Origin of the sequence: Paraburkholderia sp. MM5482-R2 (genome assembly GCF_050436125.1) — a bacterium.
GTDB lineage: Bacteria > Pseudomonadota > Gammaproteobacteria > Burkholderiales > Burkholderiaceae > Paraburkholderia > Paraburkholderia tuberum.
In genome coordinates this window covers 2,126,878-2,146,647 of record NZ_JBNDLP010000002.1, presented here as the reverse complement: position 1 = coordinate 2,146,647, position 19,770 = coordinate 2,126,878, and the positions used below count along the sequence as shown (strand labels likewise).

Here is a 19,770-nt window from a genome sequence, read left to right as displayed (position 1 = left end):
TCTAGATAGCGTGGAATCTGGCATTCCGGCGCCGCGCTGCGACGACGCCGCGAACGATGGATCAGTGGGCCGGCGACGCGCCGTTGGGGGCGGCGTCCGGGGTAATCGGGCGGATCGAGCCCGGCACGATGCTCGCGCCGAACTCGCGAATCAGCGACTGCACAAACGGATCGGCGCTGATCTCGCGCTCGGCTTCCTGCTGGCGCTGCGCGCGCAGCTTCGCGTCGTGCGCGGCGGCGGTACGGCGCGCCGGGCCGACTTCGACCTGCACGTCGACGTTCTGGCCGAGCCGCTCGACGAGCGCTGCCTTCAGTTTAGCGACCTGCGACGCTTCTGCGTATTGCGGCACCGGCACGTTGAGCTTCAGCGTGCTGCCGTCGAGCGCCATCAGTTCGCTGTTGAACGCAAGCTGATACGAGATGCCCTTCAGCGGCAGATCGACGGCGAGCGCCGGCCAGTCGCCGGTGAAACGTAGCGGATCGAGCGGCACGGCAGGCGGCAGCGGGCGCGTATCGGCGACCGGCGCCGGCGCGGCGGCCTGCGCGGCCGCGCCGTCCATGCGGACGTCGTCGGGGCCGCGGTCGAACACCGGCACGAAGTCGTCGTCTGGCGGAATGAAGTACGCGTCGTCCGCGGCCGACAACGGCAGGTAGTCGTCGGGCGGCATGTCGTCCCATGGTGAGATCGACGGGCTGTTCTGCTGCGCATTGCTGCTCGCGCCGCTGTTTGCGTCGCGAGCGGGTGCAGCCTGCGCGGCGGTGTCCTGCGACACGCGGCGTGACGCACCGGGCGTCGGCACCGGCACGACCATACGCGGCGCGGCGGGTTTCGGTGCGGCCGGCTTCGGTGCGGCGGGTGCGGCCGGCTTCGCGGACACGTCCGTGTTAGCACGGCCACGGTCGGACGATACTTTCATGCCGGCGTTGCGCAGCACGTCGAGCGCGGCGCTGGCGCCGCCCGCGCGGCGCGGCGCGGAGTCGGCTGCGGCCGCCGGTGCCGCCGTTGAAGCGGGCGCCGCCAATTCCGGCCGCGCTTCCGGTTCCGGTGACGTGGCCTCTTCCGCGCGACCAGGCGCGGCAGTTGCAAGCGCGCTCGGTGCGGACGAAGGTGCGATGTCGGAAACTTCGTTCGAGACCGGCGCGCTCGAGTTGTCGATCGTGGCGACGGCATTCGCGGGCGCGTCTTCCCACGGCGCCAGCGGGGGTGCCGTAATGGCAGGCGCTTCTGTCACGCGGGCGACTTCTGCGTTGGGCGATTGCGGTGCTTCTTCAGATTGCGCGGAGTCGGCTGCGGGCTTCGCGATCGGCTTTGCAGTCGGCGCGGTCGATTTCATCGCGTCGCCCTGCTCCTCGCCGGCAACGCCTACCTGAGGTCCACGAACGGGCGCAGCAGCTGCCATGGCCGTCGCGGACGACGGTGACAGCGCGCGCAGCGCGGCAACCGTCGGTGCGCCCGAGCGCTGCGCACCGGCGCCGGCGCCGCCCGCACCGCTCTGCGTGCCAGCGGCTCCCGCCGCTCCGCCACCGCCGCCTGTCGGCGCCGGCTCGAACGCGAGCATGCGCAGCAGCGTCATCGTGAAGCCCGCGTATTCGTCGGGCGCGAGGCCCAGTTCGCTTCGGCCGATCGTGGCGATCTGATAGAACAGTTGCACCTGCTCGGCGCTCAACGCGTCGGCGAAACGGCGCAAGTCGGCCGCCTCCGGCCATTCGTCGAGCACCGACGAAGGCGCGAACTGCGTCCACGCGATCCGATGCAGCAGGCTCGCCAGGTCTTGCAGCGCCGTCGAGAACGACAGGCTGCGCAAGGCCATCTCGTCGGCGACCGCCAGCACCGCCGCGCCGTCGCCCTGCCCGAGCGCGTCGAGCAGGCGGATCAGATAGCTTTGGTCGAGCGCGCCGAGCATGCCGCGCACCGCGTCTTCACTGACCTGGTTCGCCGAATAGGCGATCGCCTGATCGGTCAGCGATAGCGCGTCGCGCATCGAACCGTCGGCCGCGCGCGCGAGCAGGCGCAACGCCTGCGCCTCGTGAGGCACGCTCTCTTCGCCGAGAATGCGTTCGAGATGCGACACGATATGGCCGGCCGGCATCTGCTTCAGATTGAACTGCAGACAGCGCGACAGCACGGTGACCGGAATCTTCTGCGGGTCGGTGGTCGCGAGGATGAACTTGACGTGCGGTGGGGGCTCTTCGAGCGTCTTCAGCATTGCGTTGAACGCGTGGTTCGTCAGCATGTGCACTTCGTCGATCATGTAGACCTTGAAGCGCGCATCGACGGGCGCGTACACCGCGCGCTCGAGCAGCGCGGCCATTTCATCGACGCCACGATTACTCGCCGCGTCCATTTCGACGTAATCGACAAAGCGCCCTTCGTCGATCTCGCGACACGCACGGCATACGCCGCACGGCGTCGACGTCACGCCGGTCTCGCAATTGAGCGCCTTCGCGAAGATGCGCGACAGCGTGGTCTTGCCGACGCCGCGCGTACCTGTAAACAAATAGGCATGGTGCAGACGGCCGCCGTCGAGCGCATGGGTGAGCGCGCGCACCACGTGCTCCTGTCCGACGAGCGAAGCGAAATCCTTCGGCCGCCATTTGCGTGCGAGAACTTGATAGGTCATCCGGAAATTGTATCAGTAACAATGGCGCGCAAAACCGATTCGGGAAGACGCGTGAAATGCGCGAAACGGCCACGACGACGCTCCATCCGAAGACGGCGAACGATCAATACAAAAGCTGGGAATGACTGAGGAGAAACTGCGCAGAAGCCGTGAGCACGGCCGCGGAGAAAAAAGCAAGGAAAGGTGACGAGCCCGACCCTCGGCACTGGTGGAAAACGGCTGTGGCTGCTTCGTTCCCGACCTGACCAGATTGACCATCCCTCCATGCGAGGAGGCCCGTCACGAAGGATTCTATCATTGCCGCGCGCATTGTGCGACTGTTGACACGGGCAAAGCGCGAACGACGCTCCGCTTCGAACGGCTTCGCGCGGTTTGCGGCCGCTTTCTGCACGCCGCCAGACACCCTCCCGGCCACCGCGGCGACGCCCGCCACGCGCGTCACTTGAGTTCGCCGCGCGCGACACCATTTAGATTGCAACGCGGTCGCCGTGAGCCGCAGAAACCGGCCGACGCTGCGGCGGTGGCCTATTAGCCCCACTGCCTTGATGAGTACTATCGCCATCGGCAACGCATAGCGAATTAAGCTACACTGCCAGTTGAAAGACCCGCATACGCGACTCTTTCCGTGCATTGCGTGAAAATCCGGCGGTTTTTCTGATTTTCACAGGCATGCGCGGCGAGGCTCCGGATGCGGCAAAGCGAACAGAAGTTTTCCCAGTTTTTGACGTATCGTGGCGAGCAATTCAGGCGGGCCTCGAACCGACAGAGGTATTCATAAATGAGCGAACAAATCAAGCATATTAGCGACGCATCATTCGAACAGGACGTCGTGAAATCCGATAAACCCGTGCTGCTCGATTTCTGGGCCGAATGGTGCGGTCCGTGCAAGATGATCGCGCCGATCCTCGACGAGGTCGCGAAGGACTACGCCGATCGCCTGCAAGTCGCGAAGATCAATGTCGACGAGCATCAGTCCACGCCGGTCAAGTTTGGCGTGCGCGGCATCCCCACATTGATCCTGTTCAAGAACGGCGCCGTTGCCGCTCAGAAGGTCGGAGCTCTGTCGAAGTCGCAACTCACCGCGTTCCTCGACGGCAACCTGTAAAGCAAGCAGTACGCCGCGGCGCTCGCGGGTCCATCGCGCGCCGCAGGCAGTTGGAGAATCGGGCGCATCGGGTGAGCAAACCACCGCGCCCGCCGGTCAAGCGTGTTGTCAGCTGGCAACACGCTTTGCAACAAAGATGCCACGCTGCCGCACTGGCTTAGATTGGCGTGTGCTATGCTAGAATCCACAAAACGTCGAAAAGACGTGTAAGTCTTTGAGCGGTTCCGCTCACCCCTCCTCCCAGATTTCATTTCGTCGCACCTTCTCCTGCGGGTTCTCCGTATGCATTTATCCGAGCTTAAGACTCTGCACGTGTCCCAATTGATCGAGATGGCCAATGGCCTCGAGATCGAAAGCGCGAACCGCCTGCGCAAGCAGGAATTGATGTTCGCCATTCTAAAAAAACGAGCCAAAGCGGGCGACACGATCTTCGGCGACGGCACCCTCGAAGTGCTGCCGGACGGTTTCGGCTTCCTGCGTTCGCCGGAAACCTCCTACCTCGCCAGCACGGATGACATCTACATCAGCCCGTCGCAAATCCGCCGCTTCAATCTGCATACGGGCGACACGATCGAAGGCGAGGTGCGCACGCCGAAAGACGGCGAACGCTATTTCGCGCTGGTGAAGGTGGACAAGGTCAACGGCCAGCCGCCGGAGGCCTCGAAGCACAAGATCATGTTCGAAAACCTGACGCCGCTGCACCCGAACAAGGTGCTGCTGCTCGAACGTGAAATGCGTGGCGAAGAGAATGTGACCGGCCGCATCATCGACATGATCGCGCCGATCGGCAAGGGCCAGCGCGGCCTGCTCGTCGCGTCGCCGAAGTCGGGCAAGACCGTGATGCTTCAGCACATCGCGCACGCGATCAAGCAGAACCATCCCGACGTCGTGCTGTTCGTGCTGCTGATCGACGAGCGTCCGGAGGAAGTGACGGAAATGCAGCGTTCGGTGGCCGGCGAAGTGATCGCCTCAACGTTCGACGAACCCGCCGCGCGTCACGTGCAGGTCGCCGAAATGGTGATCGAGAAGGCCAAGCGCCTCGTCGAAATGAAGAACGACGTCGTGATTCTGCTCGACTCGATCACGCGTCTCGCGCGCGCTTACAACACTGTGGTACCGGCCTCGGGCAAGGTGCTGACGGGTGGTGTCGACGCGAACGCGCTGCAGCGCCCGAAGCGGTTCTTCGGCGCGGCGCGCAACATCGAGGAAGGCGGATCGCTGACCATCATCGGCACGGCGCTGATCGAAACCGGCAGCCGCATGGATGATGTGATCTACGAAGAGTTCAAGGGCACCGGCAACATGGAAGTGCACCTCGAACGCCGTCTCGCCGAGAAGCGCGTCTACCCGTCAATCAACCTGAACAAGTCGGGCACGCGCCGCGAAGAGCTGCTGATCAAGCCCGAAGCGCTGCAGAAGATCTGGGTACTGCGCAAGTTCATTCACGACATGGACGAAGTCGAGTCGATGGAATTCCTGCTCGACAAGATCCGCCAGACGAAGAGCAATTCCGAGTTCTTCGACATGATGCGTCGTGGCGGCGGCAGCTAACGCGCGACGTTCGTGCTGGCCGTATTAGTCGGCAACTGCAACGCATGAAAAACCGCTCGCAAACTGCGAGCGGTTTTTTTTCGTCCATCGTCCGCAGAGACAATGCGCCGCCTCAACATCAGCGTGAACGTACACGCGGTTTCTCGGAGGGGCCTCGGCTATCCCGTCGAGAACACCGGGCGGCTCGTCGGCGCCACGTCGCTGATTTCGGCGAGCGCGCTGTTCGTCTATCTGCGTTTTGCGAAGCTGCTGCCGCGCAAGAAGTGGATCATCGTGCCGGGCTTCGGGGTGGCCGCGTTCGCCGCCGGGTGGATCACACGCATGTCGCCGGACGTCGGCGAGGCGGCGCTCGCCCTGCCGCTGCTGCTGCGCGGCCTGCTGTTGCTGTTCATCGTGCCGCCGGTCGCGAATCTGACGTGCAGCATCTTCTTGATCGAGGAGGAGTTCACGCACTGCTACCGGCTGAAAAACATCGTCCGGCAGTTGACCATCTCCTTCGCGACCGCCTCGGTGATCATCGTCGAGCAGCACCGGCTCGCGCTGCATCAAAGTCGCCTCGCGGTGTCCGTGAATCCGTACAATCCGGTCTACCAGGACACGCTCGCGACGCTGGCGCGCGGCTCCGCCGCCGCCGGTCATGCGGCGAGCGAAGCGCACGCGCTCGCGATCGCGTCGATCAGCCGGTCGATTGGGCAGCAGGCCAGTTTGCTCGCGTCGCTCGACGGTTTCTATTTTCTGATCGGCGTCGCGATATGCGGCGGCCCGTTCGCCGCGTAGCAAAAACAGATCGACTGAAGGTGGGCTCCAAGCATGCTGTCGAAACTCACGAACTGGCTGGGCGCACGGCGTCGCGAGCGCGCGCTGCGCGACTACGCGATCGACGATTCCTTGTGGCAGACGATACTCGCCGGCCTACCCTTTCTCACGCATCTGGAAGCGCCGGATCTCGCGCGGCTGCGCGAGATGACGACTCTCTTCCTCGCGCAGAAGGAGTTCTCGACCGCGCACGAGCTCGAGCTGACCGATGCGATGACGGTCGGCATCGCCGCGCAGGCGTGCCTGCCGGTGCTGAACCTGAGCCTCGATCTGTATCGCGGCTGGGTCGGCGTGATCGTCTATCCGGGCGAGTTCGTGATCCGCAAGACCGTTGAGGACGAAGATGGCGTCGTGCACGAGATCGAACACGACGCCAGCGGCGAGGCGTGGGAAGGCGGCCCGGTGGTGCTGTCGTGGGAAGACGCGCAGATGACCGATGGCAGCGACGCATACAACGTCGTGATCCACGAGTTCGCGCACAAGATCGACATGCTCAACGGCGAAGCGGATGGCCACCCGCCGCTGATGCGCCGCTGGCACGCGCCGCTCGATGCGCAGGCATGGGCCGATGTGTTCGACCATGCATACGATCACTTCTGTGCGAAAGTCGACGCGGTGCCCGAGCGACGCTGGGCGCGTTTCGAACGCGAGTCGCTGATCGATCCGTATGCGGCGGACCATCCGTCGGAATTTTTTGCCGTATGCAGCGAGGCGCTGTTCGTGCGGCCCCAAGCGTTCGAGGCGGAGTATCCGGAACTGTACCGACTGCTCGCGCGCTACTACCGGCAAGATCCAGCGCGCGTCGGTTTGACGTTCATGCCCATTTGAGACGCCGCGAATGTGGGCGCCGCTTGCGCCGCAATAGAATCCGCTGGCAGAAAAATCGCCAAGCGACTGATTTTCTGGCATAATCGCGGTTTTTCGACCGTAGGCAAGTGGCTCGCGCCTGAAGGCAGTCCCATTCGAGGCTGCACGCGGGTTGGCTACCGCCAGATTAAAGGAAAGACCATGAAAGAAGGCATTCACCCGAATTACCGCGAAGTCCTGTTCGTCGACATGTCGAACGACTTCAGGTTCGTGACGCGCTCGACCATCCAGACGCGCGAAACCGCGGAATTCAACGGCAAGACCTACCCGCTCGCGAAGATCGAAGTGTCGTCGGAATCGCATCCGTTCTACACCGGCCAGCAAAAGATCATGGACACGGCCGGCCGCGTCGAGAAGTTCAACAAGAAGTTCGGCGCACGTGCTTCGGGCAAGGCAGTAAAGTAATACCGCAACGGTGCCGGCTGCCGGCCGGCAACGGAGCAAACAGAAAGGGCAGCGCGAGCTGCCCTTTTTTGTCGCCTGCGCTTGTGCGCCCGCTGGGTCGCACGCCGCGCGAAGCCTTCAGCCGGAAGTAGCACGCCGCGCTTTCGCGACACTGTGTTACAGCTTGTCCGTTGACGTTGCCGGGCGTTACCGGCCGTGACGTGCATCGCACGGCACGACTACAATGCCGGATGCTCGAAACGGGCCCTCGCGCCCTGACCTGCCGGGCCGCTCCGGCTGCATCGTTTATCCAGACTCCACACACCGCATGAGACCTGTCGTTCGCCTCACTGCCTCTGCGACCAGTGCGTTGCCGCGCTGGCTGCTGCTGGCCATCTGTATCGTCTACGCCTCGTTCGGCCTGTTCGGCCGCGATCCGTGGAAGAACGAGGACGCAGCCGGCTTTGGTGTGATGTGGACGATGGCGAACGGCGGCGCGCACGACTGGCTGCTGCCGAATCTGGTCGGCAAATATCTGACCGAGGACGGCCCGCTCGGCTACTGGCTCGGCGCGAGCGCGATCCGCGTCCTCGCACCGTGGGTCGACGCGAGCAACGCGTCGCGCGTGTTCACGGGCCTGCTGTTCTGCGCGGGCTGTGCGTTCGTCTGGTACGCGGCGTATCTGCTCGGCCGGCGTCCCGAAGTGCAGCCATTCAAATATGCGTTCGGCGGCGAGCCGGAACCGCGCGACTATGGCCGCACGCTCGCCGATGGCGCACTGCTGATCCTGCTCGCGTGCTTCGGCCTCGCCGAGCGCGGTCACGAGACCACGCCGCAGCTCGCGCAGTTCGTCTGCATCGCGATGCTCGTGTACGGCCTCGTGCGCATGATCGACAAGCCGATTCAGGGCGCGCTGATCTGGGGTCTCGCGATCGGCCTCGTCACACTCGCGAGCAGCCCGGTGCTGGTCGGCGCGCTGCTGCTCGGCACGCTCGCGATGACACTGATCGTACGCGAAACGCGATCGCGCTGGCTGCTGCTCGCGGGTCTGCCCGTGGCGCTCGTGCTCGCGGTGTCGTGGCCGATCATCGCGCTCACCGCGTTCCCGGACGACGCTGTCTGGTATCTGAACCAGTGGCTGCACGTGAGCCTGAGTTCGTTCGCGGGCCCGCCCGGCTCGGTCGCCGCGTATGCGCTGAAAAACCTGCCGCTCTTCACATGGCCCGCCTGGCCACTCGCGCTGTGGTCGTGGTTCAGCTGGCAGGGACTGCGGCGCGCGCCGCACGTGGCGATTCCGCTGTCGGTGATCGGGCCGCTGTTCGTGCTCGTCGTGCTGCAAAGCCATCAGTCGAACCGACTCTACATGCTGCTGCTGCCGCCGCTCGCGGTGCTCGCCACTTTCGCGCTGCCGACGCTCAAGCGCGGCGCGATCAACGCGATCGACTGGTTCGCGCTGCTGAGCTTCACGATCCTCGGCAGCTTCGTATGGCTCGTGTATGTGGCAGGCCTGACCGGCTTTCCGCATCCGCTCGCGCGCAATCTCGCGCGACTCGCGCCCGGCTTCGTGCCGCAGTTCAAGATTCTGTCGTTCGTGTGCGCGGTCGCGGTGACCGTGTGCTGGTTCCTGCTGGTGCGCTGGCGCCTCGCGCGTCATCCGAAGGTGCTGTGGCGCAGCGTCGTGCTGTCGAGCGCCGGCACCACGCTGATGTGGGTGTTGCTGATGACGCTGTGGCTGCCGGTCGTCAACTACAGCCGGACCTATCGCGACGTCGCGCAGCAGATCGCCGCCCACTTGCCCGATGACTACACGTGCATCGCGCCGGTCCGTCTCGGCAATGCGCAGATCGCGACATTCGCGTATTTCGGCGACATGCATTTCTCGTTCGACCAGGACTGCGACGTGATCCTGCGTCAGGACTCGCAGGACTACGGCAACCCGAGCGCGATGCCCGACTACATCTGGAAGCTCGTGTGGGAAGGCCGCCGCGCCGCCGACCGCGACGAGCGCTTCCGCCTGTACGTGCGCATCGACCGTCCCAAGCCGCCGCCCGGCAAGCGCCGCAACTGGCACAAGAAGCGCGACTGACCATGTTCGCCGACGTACGGAAGATCGCCGCGCTCGCGTGGCCCGTATTGATCGGCCAGTTGGCCATCATCGCGTTCGGCGTGATCGACACGGCGATGGTCGGGCGCTACTCGGCCGTCGATCTGGCCGCGCTCGGCCTCGGCTCGTCGATCTACGTCTCGGTCTATATCGGCCTGACCGGCATCCTGACCGCGCTGCAGCCGATAACCGCGCAGCTGTACGGCGCGCGTCGCTACGGCGAGATCGGCGAAGAGGTCCGCCAGTCATGGTGGCTTGCCGCCGCGCTGACCGTGATCGGCTTTCTGATCCTGTTCTTCCCCGGACCGCTGCTGGCGTTGTCGCGGGTGCCCGACGCGCTGCACGAGCGCACGCTCGCGTACCTGCGGATTCTCGCGTTCGGGCTGCCCGCCGGCCTCGCCTTCCGGGTCTACGGCTCCGTTGCCAATGCGCTCGCCAAACCGCGGCTCGTGATGTTCCTGCAGGTCGCCGCGCTGCTGCTGAAAATTCCGCTCAATACCTGGTTCATTTTCGGCGGCCTCGGCGTGCCCGCGCTGGGCGGTCCGGGCTGCGCGCTCGCGAGCACGCTGCTCAACTGGGCACTCGCGGCGCTCGGCATGCTGCTGCTCGCGCGCGTCGACGATTTCAAGGCACTCGGCATCTTCACGCACTTCTGCTGGCCGGTCTGGAAGCGCCAGGCCGCGCAACTGCGGCTCGGTATTCCAATGGGGCTGTCGTATCTGATCGAGGTCACGTCGTACACCTTCATGGCGCTTTTCATCGCGCGTTTCGGCACGACGACACTCGCCGGACATCAGATCGCCGGCAACGTCGGCGCGGTGCTCTATATGACGCCGCTGTCGATCGGCATCGCGTCGTCGACGCTGGTCGCGCAGGCGCTCGGCGCGCATCGGCCGCAGGCGGCGCGCACGCTGTCGCGTCACGGCATCGCGATGGCGGTTGCGATCGCGTGCTGCTATGGCGCGCTCGTGCTCGTGCTGCGGCCGTATATCGTCGCCGGCTATACGACGAACGCGCAGGTGGCGGCGAAGGCGTTGCCGCTGGTGCTGATCGTCGCCTGCTACCACCTGTTCGACGCGTTGCAGATCTCGACCGCGTTCGTGCTGCGCGCCTACAAGGTCGCGGTCGTGCCGACCATCATCTATGCGGTGGCGCTGTGGGGAGTCGGGCTCGGCGGCGGCTATGCGCTCGGCTTCGATACGACCGGCCTCACGCCGCCCTGGCTGACCGGCGCGCGCGGCTTCTGGGTCGCGAATACCGCAAGTCTCGCGATTGCCGGGCTCGGCTTGCTCGTGTATTGGCGAATCGTGAGCCAGCGCTATTTGCGCGAGGCCGCGGCGGCGCTGGTTGATTCGGCTGTTTGAGGGGATGGAGGGTTGGGAAGGCCACGAATAGCACCGACCGGACCGTCAGTTGCGCCCAAGCCGGGGTGAGAGACGACCTGTTCTGCATCCGCCTTTCCTTTTCCACGCAGCTCAGCCCGCTCACGCCGCGTATGCGGCCTGCCCCTCCCGATCCTTGGCCTCGAAAATTTCCCGCGCCGCAAACAGCGCATTGAGCGCGGCCGGAAAGCCCGCATAAAGCGACATCTGTATGAACACCTCGACGATCTGCTCGCGCGTGCAGCCGACGTTCAGCGCCGCCTCGATATGTACCTTCAGCTGCGGCTGCGCGCAGCCGAGGGTCGCGAGCGATGCGATCGTCGCAATCTCACGCGTGCGCAGATCGAGCTGCGGCCGGCTGTAGATGTCGCCGAAGCCGAATTCAATCAACAGGCGTCCGAATTCCGGCGCGACTGGCGCGAGCGCGGCGATTACCTGCTCGCCCGCCGAACCGTCGATTTCCCTGAGCTTGTCCCAGCCCCGCGCGTAGCGGTCGTTGTGTGCGTAGTCCATTGCGAGTCCTTGTCGGGGTGTGAGGGCGACGAGGCTTCGTCGTCCTGTCGTGCCGGATCGGGCTCAAGCGCGCCGCTCGTGGCCGCCTCGTAGTACGCGATCTTGTCGTCGATCGCGCCGAGGTTGCTCTGCAGATCGGCGATCCGCGCGAGCAGCGCGGTGCGATGCGCAACCAGCAGGTCGCGGCGTGCGCGCATCGTCGGATGGCCTTGCGCGCGCAGCGCGGCGATCTGCTGCATGCCGGAGATCGACATGCCCGTTGCCTTCAGACGCATCACGAAGCGCAACCAGTCGAGATCGGCCGGCGAGTACAGCCGGTGCCCCGTCTGCGTGCGTCCGACCGGCCGGATCAGGCCGGCCTGTTCGTAATAGCGCAGCGTGTGCGTGGACACGCCGATCGTTCCGGCGACCTGACCGATGGTGAGCGCGGTTGAGTGTTTCGACATGACGGACTCAGGTTAGGACTTCGAGTGCACTCTAAGTCAAGCGTCGGACGCTGTCATTCCTTTGCGTTGCTCATTCTTTATCGCAGACGAGTTATCGCGATCGATATCGACCGATAAATTCACCGGCACTGCATGCCGCTAAAAGCTTTAAATATTGTGTGGTGGATTTACTTGTCATCAATCGATCGGTATAAATCGTCCGCTATCTCAAATCGGGCCTGCGATTTGTCCTATGCTTAAACGCAGCGCCCGCTGACAGGATAGGTCGTCCGTTCCCGGCTAACTTTTTGCCCTCAATGGAGTGCTTGCCATGCTGAAGAAGCTTTTCATGCTTTGCGTCGCTGTGGCTTTGTCGCTGTCGGCCGGATTTGCCGCGGCCGTGGAAGTGAATACCGCCGATCAGGCCGCGCTCGAATCGGTCAAGGGCATCGGCCCCGTGCATGCGAAAGCGATTGTCGACGAACGCGCCAAAAACGGCCCGTTCAAGAACGCCGACGATCTCGCCGCGCGTGTGAAGGGCATCGGCCAGAAATCGGTCGAGAACCTCGAAGCGGCCGGACTGACGATCAACGGCTCGTCGGCACCGCCGACCGGCGCGAAGACGTCCACCAAGCCGGCCACGAAGACCACACCGGCGGCTCCCGCGGCAACCACCGCCGCCGCGCCCGCTGCCACGACGGCAGCGCCGGCCGCGGCTGCCCCCGCCTCGGCCGCGAAGCCGTCGAAGTCGAAGAAGAAGGACAAGGCCGCAGCATCCGAAGCGGCAGCCGCTTCGGCTCCGGCCGTCGCGGCTAGCGCACCGGCCGACGCGTCCGGCACCAAGGCTTCGAAGAAGAAAGCGAAGAAGAGCAAGGCGGCATCCGCCGCGGCTGCGTCCGGCGCTTGAGCCCGGCGGGGCTGCCGCCCTTGCGTTTCACCGCGACGCGCAACCGCGCGTCGACGTCACCCGCCCGGCCGTCATACGCGCCGGCATTGAAGAGAGACCGTCATGAGCCTACTCGACACCATCGGTTCCCTGCTTGGCAAATCGCCAGAAGGCGGCGGCCAGCAAGCGCTGATCGCCGCCGCGCTCGAATTCGTCAACAACCAGCCTGGTGGCCTGAACGGCCTGATCCAGCGCTTCCAGGAAAAAGGCCTCGGCGACGTCGTGTCGTCGTGGGTCGGCAATGGAGAAAACCAGCCGATCGCACCCGACGCGCTGCATAACGTGCTGGGCTCGGAAGCCGTGACCGGTCTCGCCGCCAAGGCCGGCGTCCAGCCGGATCAGGTGACGGGTCTGCTGTCGCAGATCCTGCCGCACGTCGTCAACGCGGCCACGCCGGAAGGCGAAGTGCCGGCCGATGGCAAGCTGAACGCGACCACGGTGCTCGGCGCGCTCGGCGGCCTATCGGCGCTGCTCGGCAACAAGGGCAACGCTTAAGCACGCTGTGCGCCATGCGCTGGCGGCTTGCAGAGACCTTCGCTCCACGGTGATGCCACCGGTTTGAAATCGGCGGGCAAAAGAAAACCGGCAACGAAGTCACCTTCGTTGCCGGTTTCTTAACGTTGGCGGGAACGACTCGCCTGCCGTCGTCCCTTAACATCATCAAGCCATCGCCTTCAGTGCACGACGCGCTCGAACAGCAGCTTGCCGTCGTCCACTTCGACCGGAATTACATCCTTCGGACCGAACTTGCCGGCCAGAATCAGCTTCGCGATCGGGTTCTCGATCTCCTGCTGGATCGCGCGCTTCAGCGGCCGCGCACCGAACAGCGGGTCGTAGCCGACCTTGCCAATGTGCTCGAGCGCCGCGTCCGACACCACCAGCTGCATGTCGAGCTTCGCGAGCCGCTCGTGCAGACGCTGCAACTGGATCCGCGCGATCGACTGGATGTTCGAGCGATCGAGCGCATGGAACACGACGACGTCGTCGATCCGGTTCAGGAACTCGGGCCGGAAGTGCAGCTTCACCTCTTCCCACACGGCGTCCTTCACGGCTTCCTGCGGCTCGCCGACCATCGCCTGGATGACCTGCGAACCGAGGTTCGAGGTCATCACGATCACCGTGTTCTTGAAGTCGACGGTGCGGCCCTGGCCATCGGTCATGCGGCCGTCGTCGAGCACCTGCAGCAGCACGTTGAACACGTCCGGATGCGCCTTCTCGATTTCGTCGAGCAGGATCACGCTATACGGCTTGCGGCGCACGGCCTCGGTCAGATAACCGCCCTCCTCGTAGCCGACGTAACCCGGCGGCGCGCCGATCAGACGCGCGACGCTGTGCTTCTCCATGAACTCGCTCATGTCGATACGGATGAGATGCTCTTCCGAATCGAACAGGAACGACGCCAACGCCTTGCACAGCTCGGTCTTGCCGACGCCGGTCGGCCCGAGGAACAGGAACGAGCCATACGGACGGTTCGGGTCCGACAGACCCGCGCGCGAGCGGCGAATCGCATCGGCGACCGCGCTGATCGCCTCGTCCTGGCCGACCACGCGCTCATGCAGCTTCGACTCGATCTGCAGCAGCTTTTCGCGCTCGCCCTGCATCATGCGCGACACCGGAATGCCGGTGGCCCGCGACACGACCTCGGCGATTTCTTCCGCGCCGACCTGCGTGCGCAACAGACGCGGACGCTTCGGACTGTTCTGCTCCTCGGCCTCGGCGCGCGTGACTTCCTTCAGCTGCGCCTCGAGACCCGGCAGCTTGCCGTACTGCAATTCGGCCACCTTCTCGAGCTTGCCCTCACGCTGCAGACGCACGATTTCCGCACGCGTCTTCTCGATCTCTTCCTTCAGCTGCGCGCTGCCCTGCACCGCCGCTTTTTCCGCGGTCCAGATTTCATCGAGGTCCGAATATTCGCGGTTGAGCCGCTCGATTTCCTCTTCGATCAGTTGCAGACGCTTCTGCGACGCTTCGTCCTTCTCCTTCTTCACTGCTTCGCGTTCGATCTTCAACTGGATCAGACGACGGTCGAGCCGATCCATCTCCTCCGGCTTCGAGTCGATTTCCATCTTGATCTTCGACGCGGCTTCGTCGATCAGATCGATCGCCTTGTCGGGCAGGAAGCGGTCCGTGATGTAACGATGTGACAGCTCGGCGGCCGCGACGATCGCCGGGTCGGTGATGTCGACGCCGTGGTGCAGCTCATAGCGCTCCTGCAGACCGCGCAGGATCGCGATGGTCGCCTCGACCGACGGCTCGTCCACCAGCACCTTCTGGAAACGGCGCTCGAGCGCGGCATCCTTTTCGATGTACTTGCGGTATTCGTCGAGCGTGGTCGCGCCGACGCAATGCAGCTCGCCGCGCGAGAGCGCCGGCTTCAGCATGTTGCCCGCGTCCATCGCGCCTTCGGCCTTGCCGGCGCCGACCATCGTGTGAATCTCGTCGATGAAGACGATGGTTTGCCCTTCGTCCTTCGCGATGTCGTTGAGCACCGCCTTCAGGCGCTCCTCGAACTCGCCGCGATACTTGGCGCCCGCGAGCAGCGCGGCCATGTCGAGCGACAGCACGCGCTTGTTCTTCAGCGTTTCCGGCACCTCGCCGTTGACGATGCGCTGCGCGAGCCCCTCGACGATCGCGGTCTTGCCGACGCCCGGCTCGCCGATCAGCACCGGGTTGTTCTTGGTGCGGCGCTGCAGGATCTGAATGGAACGGCGGATTTCGTCGTCGCGGCCGATCACGGGGTCGAGCTTGCCTGCGCGGGCGCGCTCGGTCAGGTCGATCGTGTATTTCTTCAGCGCTTCGCGCTGGCTTTCGGCGTCCTGGCTATGCACCTGCGAGCCGCCGCGCACCGCGGCGATCGCGGTTTCGAGCGCCTTGCGCGACAACCCATGCTCGCGCGCGAGACGGCCGGCCTCGCCTTTGTCGTCGGCGACCGCGAGCAGGAACATTTCGCTCGCGACGAACGTGTCGTTGAGCTTCTGCGCTTCCTTGTCGGCCTGGTTCAACAGACCGGTCAGTTCGCGGCCGATCTGCACGTTGCCATCGGTGCCTTGCACTTGGGGCAGCCGCGTGACCGCGTCGTTCAGTGCGGTTTGTAGAGGTTGTACATGCACGCCGGCGCGCGACAGCAGCGAGCGAGCGGAGCCGTCCTGCTGCGCGACGAGTGCCGCGAGCACGTGGACGGGTTCGATGTACTGATTGTCGTGGCCAACCGCCAGACTCTGGGCGTCCGCGAGCGCTTCCTGGAATTTAGTGGTGAGTTTGTCGATTCTCATCAAGAGACCTCCAATTTCGATTACCACCAAAATGAGGCGTTTTATTAGCGTTTCAAGCGCTTTTTTGGCCTCGGTCGCAACTATTTAACATTTGAGCGCAAGAACTGCCGCGATCCTTCCCCAGTGGCGCGGCCGGGCGGGTTTGCGCACCCGGGAGCCGGCCGGATGTTCTAGTTCTTGTGGCCCAGCGTCGCCGGACTGCCGCCGCGCGTGCTATCCGATACCACCGTAATCGGCAGCGGCACCATCTGAATCGTGGAGCCTAACCCGAGCAACGCCGCGAGCGGACTTTTCGGTTGCGCGACTTCGCCGATCGTAAAACGATCGAGCTCGGCGAGAAAAGCGAGGTTCGCCGCCTGCAACGCGCCACGCAGCCGGCACTGCGTCGTGATGACGCAAGGCCGCTGTCGGCCCTGCCGGTCCGGCAGACAGCCGACCAGCGCAAAGTCGCTTTCCGTGACCCGCACCACGTCGCCGACGGTCAGCGACAGCGATTGCGCGCCGAGCCGCAAGCCGCCGTTGCGGCCGCGCACGGTTTCGACCCAGCCGAGCTCGCCCAGCTGCTGCACGACCTTCATCAGATGGTTCTTCGAGATGCCGTAGGCTTGCGAAATGTCCTGAATCGTCGATAATCCGTCGCCCCGCACCGCGAGGTACAGCAGCACGCGCAGCGCGTAATCCGTATAGTCGGTAAGTCTCATAGGTCCCGGTATAGCTTGAAAGGCTGCGAGCAAGTGCCTTGAACGTCCCGATAACCGCGTCGAGGCAAGGGTTGCCGGGAACGAGCGCTACGCCCTAGCATGACTGGCTGGCATGACTGGCGGGCGGGCGTCGTTCCCCGAATCGCGCTGCAATACTGTTTCGGATAGCAATAGTAGCTTTTTCCGCATCAACCGTTTGTTAGAAAAACGGGGGGGTCAAGGTTCAGTTCAGCCGTCATCGGCAACCGCAATTTTCTGGAATCCGCATGAATCCGTCTTTCCCCGCCGCGCCGCCGGTCGAACGCGCGGCCGAACCCACCGACGCCAATATCCGCGACCTCGTCTATGGCTTTTACGATCGCGTGCGTGCCGACCCGCTGCTCGGTCCGGTCTTCGACGCGAAGCTCGCGGGCTGCTGGGACGACCATCTGCCGAAGATGTGCGCATTCTGGAGCAGCCTCGTGCTCGGCGCGAAGCAGTATCGCGGCAACGTGCAGCAGGCGCATCAGCCGCTCGAAGGCATCGAGCCGCAGCATTTCAGCCGCTGGCTGTATCTGTTCCTAGATACGGTCGAATCGCGCTATCAGCCGGCCGCGGCGGTCCGTTTCATGGAGCCGGCGCTGCGGATCGCGCAGAGTCTGCAACTGAGCCGTTTCGGCTGGGATTACAAGATCCCGCCGGAGCAGCAGGCGCTGCTCGAGCGGGTGGCGCCGAAGCGTCGGCCGCGAGATGGCGACGTTGACGACGATGGCGAGCATCCGTCGCGACCGGCTGGGGAGCCGTTCCCGGTGCCGATCATCGGACGCTCGCGGGACGAGTGAACGTCGGCCGGCGCCGACGCCTCACACAAAGACGCCGCGTGCGCCGTCGCAACTCCGCGGCCCGCGACTCGTTTACTCCGGAGTCCGATTTCCCGAATCGATTCCCCAGCGCGCGAGCGCGGCATCGTCGGTCACGCGCGCGTCGACCCAGCGCTCGCCCGCGTCGGTTTTCTCCTTCTTCCAGAATGGCGCTTCGGTCTTCAGATAGTCCATTACGAATTCACACGACGCAAACGCGTCGCCGCGATGCGCGGCCGTCGTCGCAACGAGCACGATCTGATCGAGCGGATACAGCTTGCCGACGCGATGCACGATCAGCACCTCGATGCCCGGCCAGCGTTCGCGCGCACGCTCGACGATCGCCTCGAGCGACTTCTCCGTCATGCCCGGATAATGCTCGAGCTCCATCGTCTCGACCGCGCTGCCCTCGTTGAGATCGCGCACGGTGCCGACGAAGCACGCGAGCGCGCCGATCCTCGGATTGCGCGCGCGCAGCGCGGCCACCTCGGCGCTGAGGTCGAAGTCTTCGGTCTGGACGCGAACGGGCATGGACGGCTCCTGAGGGCTTTTGTCGCGGGCGTGAACGTGATGTGCGAGAGCGCGGTTCAGCCGCCGGTGACGGGCGGAAAGAACGCGACCTCGCAGCCCTCGGTGATGCGGGTGCTCGCGCCGGTCATCACGTGGTTGCAGGCCATGCGCAGCGCGCGGCCTTCGGCGAGCGTCTCGGCCCAGATGCCGCCACGCACGCGCAGCCACGCGCGCACCTCGCCGACGGTCGCGATGCCGTCGGGCACCTCGACGCTTTCGTCGGACGTATTGAGCGCTTCTCGCACGCTCGCAAAATATCGGAGTTCAATCTTCATCGGGATACCGCCGGTCTACGCCGCGCATGCCGCGCACGACCGGCCTCAGTTCAACAGTTCGGAAAACGGAATGAAGCGCACGGTTTCGCCGGCGCTGATCGCGTGGTTCGGCGGATTGTCGATCAGACCGTCGCCCCACACGGTCGACGTCAACACGGCCGAACTCTGATTGGCAAACAGATCGAGCCCTCCCGCCACGTTGACGCGCGCGCGCAGGAACTCGTTGCGGCGATCGGCCTTGCCCTGCGCGAAGTCCGCGCGCAGCGACAGCGCGCGCGGCGCGACCGCCTGCACGCCGGCCAGCCGCAGTACGAACGGACGCACGAACAGCAGGAACGTCACGAAGCTCGACACCGGATTGCCGGGCAGGCCGATGAAAAACGTTTCGGCCGGCTCGCCCCCATTTGCACCACCCGCACCACCCGCACCACGCCGCACCGCGCCGAACGCGAGCGGCTTGCCCGGCTTCATGGCGATCTGCCACATCGACAGACGCCCTTCGGCCTCCACCGCCGGCTTCACGTGATCCTCCTCGCCGACCGACACGCCGCCGCAGGTGAGAATCAGATCGTGCGCCTCGGCGGCTTCGCGCAGCGTCGCGCGGGTCGCGTCGAGTTGATCGGCGACGATGCCATAGTCGGCCACGTCGCAGCCGAGCTTCTCGAGCAGACCGCGCAGCGTGAAGCGATTCGAGTTGTAGATCGCGCCGGGCTTCAGCGGCTCGCCGGGCATCGTCAGTTCGTCGCCGGTGAAGAATACGGCGACCTTCACGCGCCGGCGCACCTCGAGCCGCGCGCATCCGACCGACGCGGCAAGCCCCAACGCCTGCGGCGTGAGCCGCGTGCCGGCCGGCAGGATCACCGAGCCCGCGCGAATATCGGCGCCCTGTGCGGTGATCCACTCGCCCGCCTGCGGACGATGCACGATCGTCACCTCGTCGCCAGCCGCCTCGGTCTGCTCCTGCATCACGACCGCGTCCGCGCCGGCGGGCACCGTCGCGCCGGTGAAGATGCGTGCCGCGCTGTTGGGCGCGAGCGGCGTCGGCGCATGGCCGGCCGGAATGCGTTGCGAGACCGGCAGGCGGCTACCGTGCGCGAGATCGGCGATGCGGACCGCGTAGCCGTCCATCGCGCTCGTGTTCATCGGCGGCACGTCGAGCGGCGACGTCACGTCGGTGGCGAGCACGCGATTCAGCGCGTCGAGCGTCGGCAGCGTTTCGATACCGTCGAGCGCGCGCGCGGCGTCGAGCAGGATCGCCAGCGCATCGGCAGTGGCGAGCATCGGGGCGCGGGGCGTGGGTGTGGACATCTGGAGGGTGGAAGCCGCAGGTTAAAAGAACATTGTAGCGGCCGATGCCGTTAGCCTGGGCGGCCGGGCGTTATGGGGAGCTTTTGGTGTTT

At 64.9% G+C, this 19,770-nt stretch carries 17 protein-coding genes, 1 other RNA gene and 1 pseudogene; 10 read left to right on the top strand and 9 right to left on the bottom strand.

Annotated elements, in window-relative coordinates; translation table 11 throughout:
- Positions 1 to 61: 61 nt before the first annotated feature.
- Both OKW37_RS12800 and ffs read right to left on the bottom strand, forming a co-directional pair.
- Positions 62 to 2,620 carry a DNA polymerase III subunit gamma/tau gene (locus OKW37_RS12800; protein WP_429406158.1) on the bottom strand — a complete coding sequence of 853 codons (2,559 nt, stop codon included), beginning with the start codon at positions 2,618 to 2,620 and terminating at the stop codon, positions 62 to 64.
- Between the two features lie 182 nt (positions 2,621 to 2,802).
- An RNA gene (gene ffs / locus OKW37_RS12795) (signal recognition particle sRNA small type) lies at positions 2,803 to 2,901 on the bottom strand.
- Positions 2,902 to 3,398: 497 nt separating this feature from the next.
- Here ffs and trxA point away from each other — a divergent pair.
- From trxA to OKW37_RS12760, 7 genes and pseudogenes are all read left to right on the top strand, one after another.
- On the top strand, positions 3,399 to 3,725 hold the full coding sequence (trxA, locus tag OKW37_RS12790; RefSeq protein WP_013089343.1) for a thioredoxin TrxA: 327 nt from the start codon (positions 3,399 to 3,401) through the stop codon (positions 3,723 to 3,725).
- 282 nt (positions 3,726 to 4,007) lie between these two features.
- Positions 4,008 to 5,276, top strand: coding sequence for a transcription termination factor Rho (gene rho, locus OKW37_RS12785; RefSeq protein WP_026225411.1), 1,269 nt, complete (start codon positions 4,008 to 4,010; stop codon positions 5,274 to 5,276).
- A gap of 150 nt (positions 5,277 to 5,426) precedes the next feature.
- Positions 5,427 to 6,053 (top strand): annotated as a pseudogene (locus OKW37_RS12780) (MFS transporter); the annotation flags it as partial.
- Between the two features lie 33 nt (positions 6,054 to 6,086).
- Positions 6,087 to 6,920, top strand: a complete 834-nt coding sequence (locus OKW37_RS12775) for a zinc-dependent peptidase (protein WP_429406160.1) — start codon at positions 6,087 to 6,089, stop codon at positions 6,918 to 6,920.
- A gap of 180 nt (positions 6,921 to 7,100) precedes the next feature.
- Complete coding sequence (locus tag OKW37_RS12770; protein ID WP_090804621.1) at positions 7,101 to 7,364, top strand: type B 50S ribosomal protein L31; 264 nt, start codon at positions 7,101 to 7,103, stop codon at positions 7,362 to 7,364.
- Between the two features lie 307 nt (positions 7,365 to 7,671).
- A complete protein-coding gene (locus OKW37_RS12765; RefSeq protein ID WP_429406162.1) occupies positions 7,672 to 9,429 on the top strand; it encodes an ArnT family glycosyltransferase in 1,758 nt (585 codons plus the stop codon).
- Between the two features lie 2 nt (positions 9,430 to 9,431).
- Entirely contained in the window at positions 9,432 to 10,811 is a 1,380-nt protein-coding gene (locus tag OKW37_RS12760; protein ID WP_429406164.1) for an MATE family efflux transporter, read from the top strand.
- A 120-nt stretch (positions 10,812 to 10,931) separates the two neighbouring features.
- Here the strand turns inward: OKW37_RS12760 and OKW37_RS12755 are convergent, their stop codons facing one another.
- Complete coding sequence (locus OKW37_RS12755; RefSeq protein ID WP_429406166.1) at positions 10,932 to 11,342, bottom strand: carboxymuconolactone decarboxylase family protein; 411 nt, start codon at positions 11,340 to 11,342, stop codon at positions 10,932 to 10,934.
- A complete protein-coding gene (locus OKW37_RS12750) occupies positions 11,261 to 11,788 on the bottom strand; it encodes a MerR family transcriptional regulator (protein ID WP_184028972.1) in 528 nt (175 codons plus the stop codon). Before OKW37_RS12750 ends, OKW37_RS12755 begins: the two co-directional genes overlap by 82 nt.
- A gap of 310 nt (positions 11,789 to 12,098) precedes the next feature.
- Between OKW37_RS12750 and OKW37_RS12745 the strand changes: the two genes are divergently transcribed.
- On the top strand, positions 12,099 to 12,674 hold the full coding sequence (locus OKW37_RS12745) for a ComEA family DNA-binding protein (RefSeq protein WP_184064883.1): 576 nt from the start codon (positions 12,099 to 12,101) through the stop codon (positions 12,672 to 12,674).
- A gap of 102 nt (positions 12,675 to 12,776) precedes the next feature.
- A complete protein-coding gene (locus OKW37_RS12740; protein WP_018418148.1) occupies positions 12,777 to 13,208 on the top strand; it encodes a YidB family protein in 432 nt (143 codons plus the stop codon).
- 179 nt (positions 13,209 to 13,387) lie between these two features.
- Here the strand turns inward: OKW37_RS12740 and clpB are convergent, their stop codons facing one another.
- Both clpB and OKW37_RS12730 read right to left on the bottom strand, forming a co-directional pair.
- Entirely contained in the window at positions 13,388 to 15,985 is a 2,598-nt protein-coding gene (gene clpB / locus OKW37_RS12735; protein ID WP_090804607.1) for an ATP-dependent chaperone ClpB, read from the bottom strand.
- A 170-nt stretch (positions 15,986 to 16,155) separates the two neighbouring features.
- The gene (locus OKW37_RS12730) at positions 16,156 to 16,686 is read right to left on the bottom strand and encodes an Rrf2 family transcriptional regulator (protein WP_429406169.1); all 531 of its coding nucleotides are present in this window, start codon (positions 16,684 to 16,686) and stop codon (positions 16,156 to 16,158) included.
- Between the two features lie 266 nt (positions 16,687 to 16,952).
- Between OKW37_RS12730 and OKW37_RS12725 the strand changes: the two genes are divergently transcribed.
- Positions 16,953 to 17,507 carry a group III truncated hemoglobin gene (locus OKW37_RS12725; protein ID WP_429406171.1) on the top strand — a complete coding sequence of 185 codons (555 nt, stop codon included), beginning with the start codon at positions 16,953 to 16,955 and terminating at the stop codon, positions 17,505 to 17,507.
- Between the two features lie 72 nt (positions 17,508 to 17,579).
- Here the strand turns inward: OKW37_RS12725 and OKW37_RS12720 are convergent, their stop codons facing one another.
- Genes OKW37_RS12720 through OKW37_RS12710 form a run of 3 tightly spaced genes read right to left on the bottom strand, consistent with a single transcriptional unit; the run spans position 17,580 to position 19,651 of the window.
- A complete protein-coding gene (locus tag OKW37_RS12720; protein WP_090804601.1) occupies positions 17,580 to 18,056 on the bottom strand; it encodes a molybdenum cofactor biosynthesis protein MoaE in 477 nt (158 codons plus the stop codon).
- Positions 18,057 to 18,112: 56 nt separating this feature from the next.
- Positions 18,113 to 18,370: a molybdopterin converting factor subunit 1 gene (gene moaD / locus OKW37_RS12715; RefSeq protein ID WP_429406173.1), complete on the bottom strand. Its 258-nt coding sequence runs from the start codon at positions 18,368 to 18,370 to the stop codon at positions 18,113 to 18,115.
- Between the two features lie 45 nt (positions 18,371 to 18,415).
- On the bottom strand, positions 18,416 to 19,651 hold the full coding sequence (locus tag OKW37_RS12710) for a molybdopterin molybdotransferase MoeA (protein ID WP_429406175.1): 1,236 nt from the start codon (positions 19,649 to 19,651) through the stop codon (positions 18,416 to 18,418).
- Positions 19,652 to 19,770 lie beyond the last annotated feature (119 nt).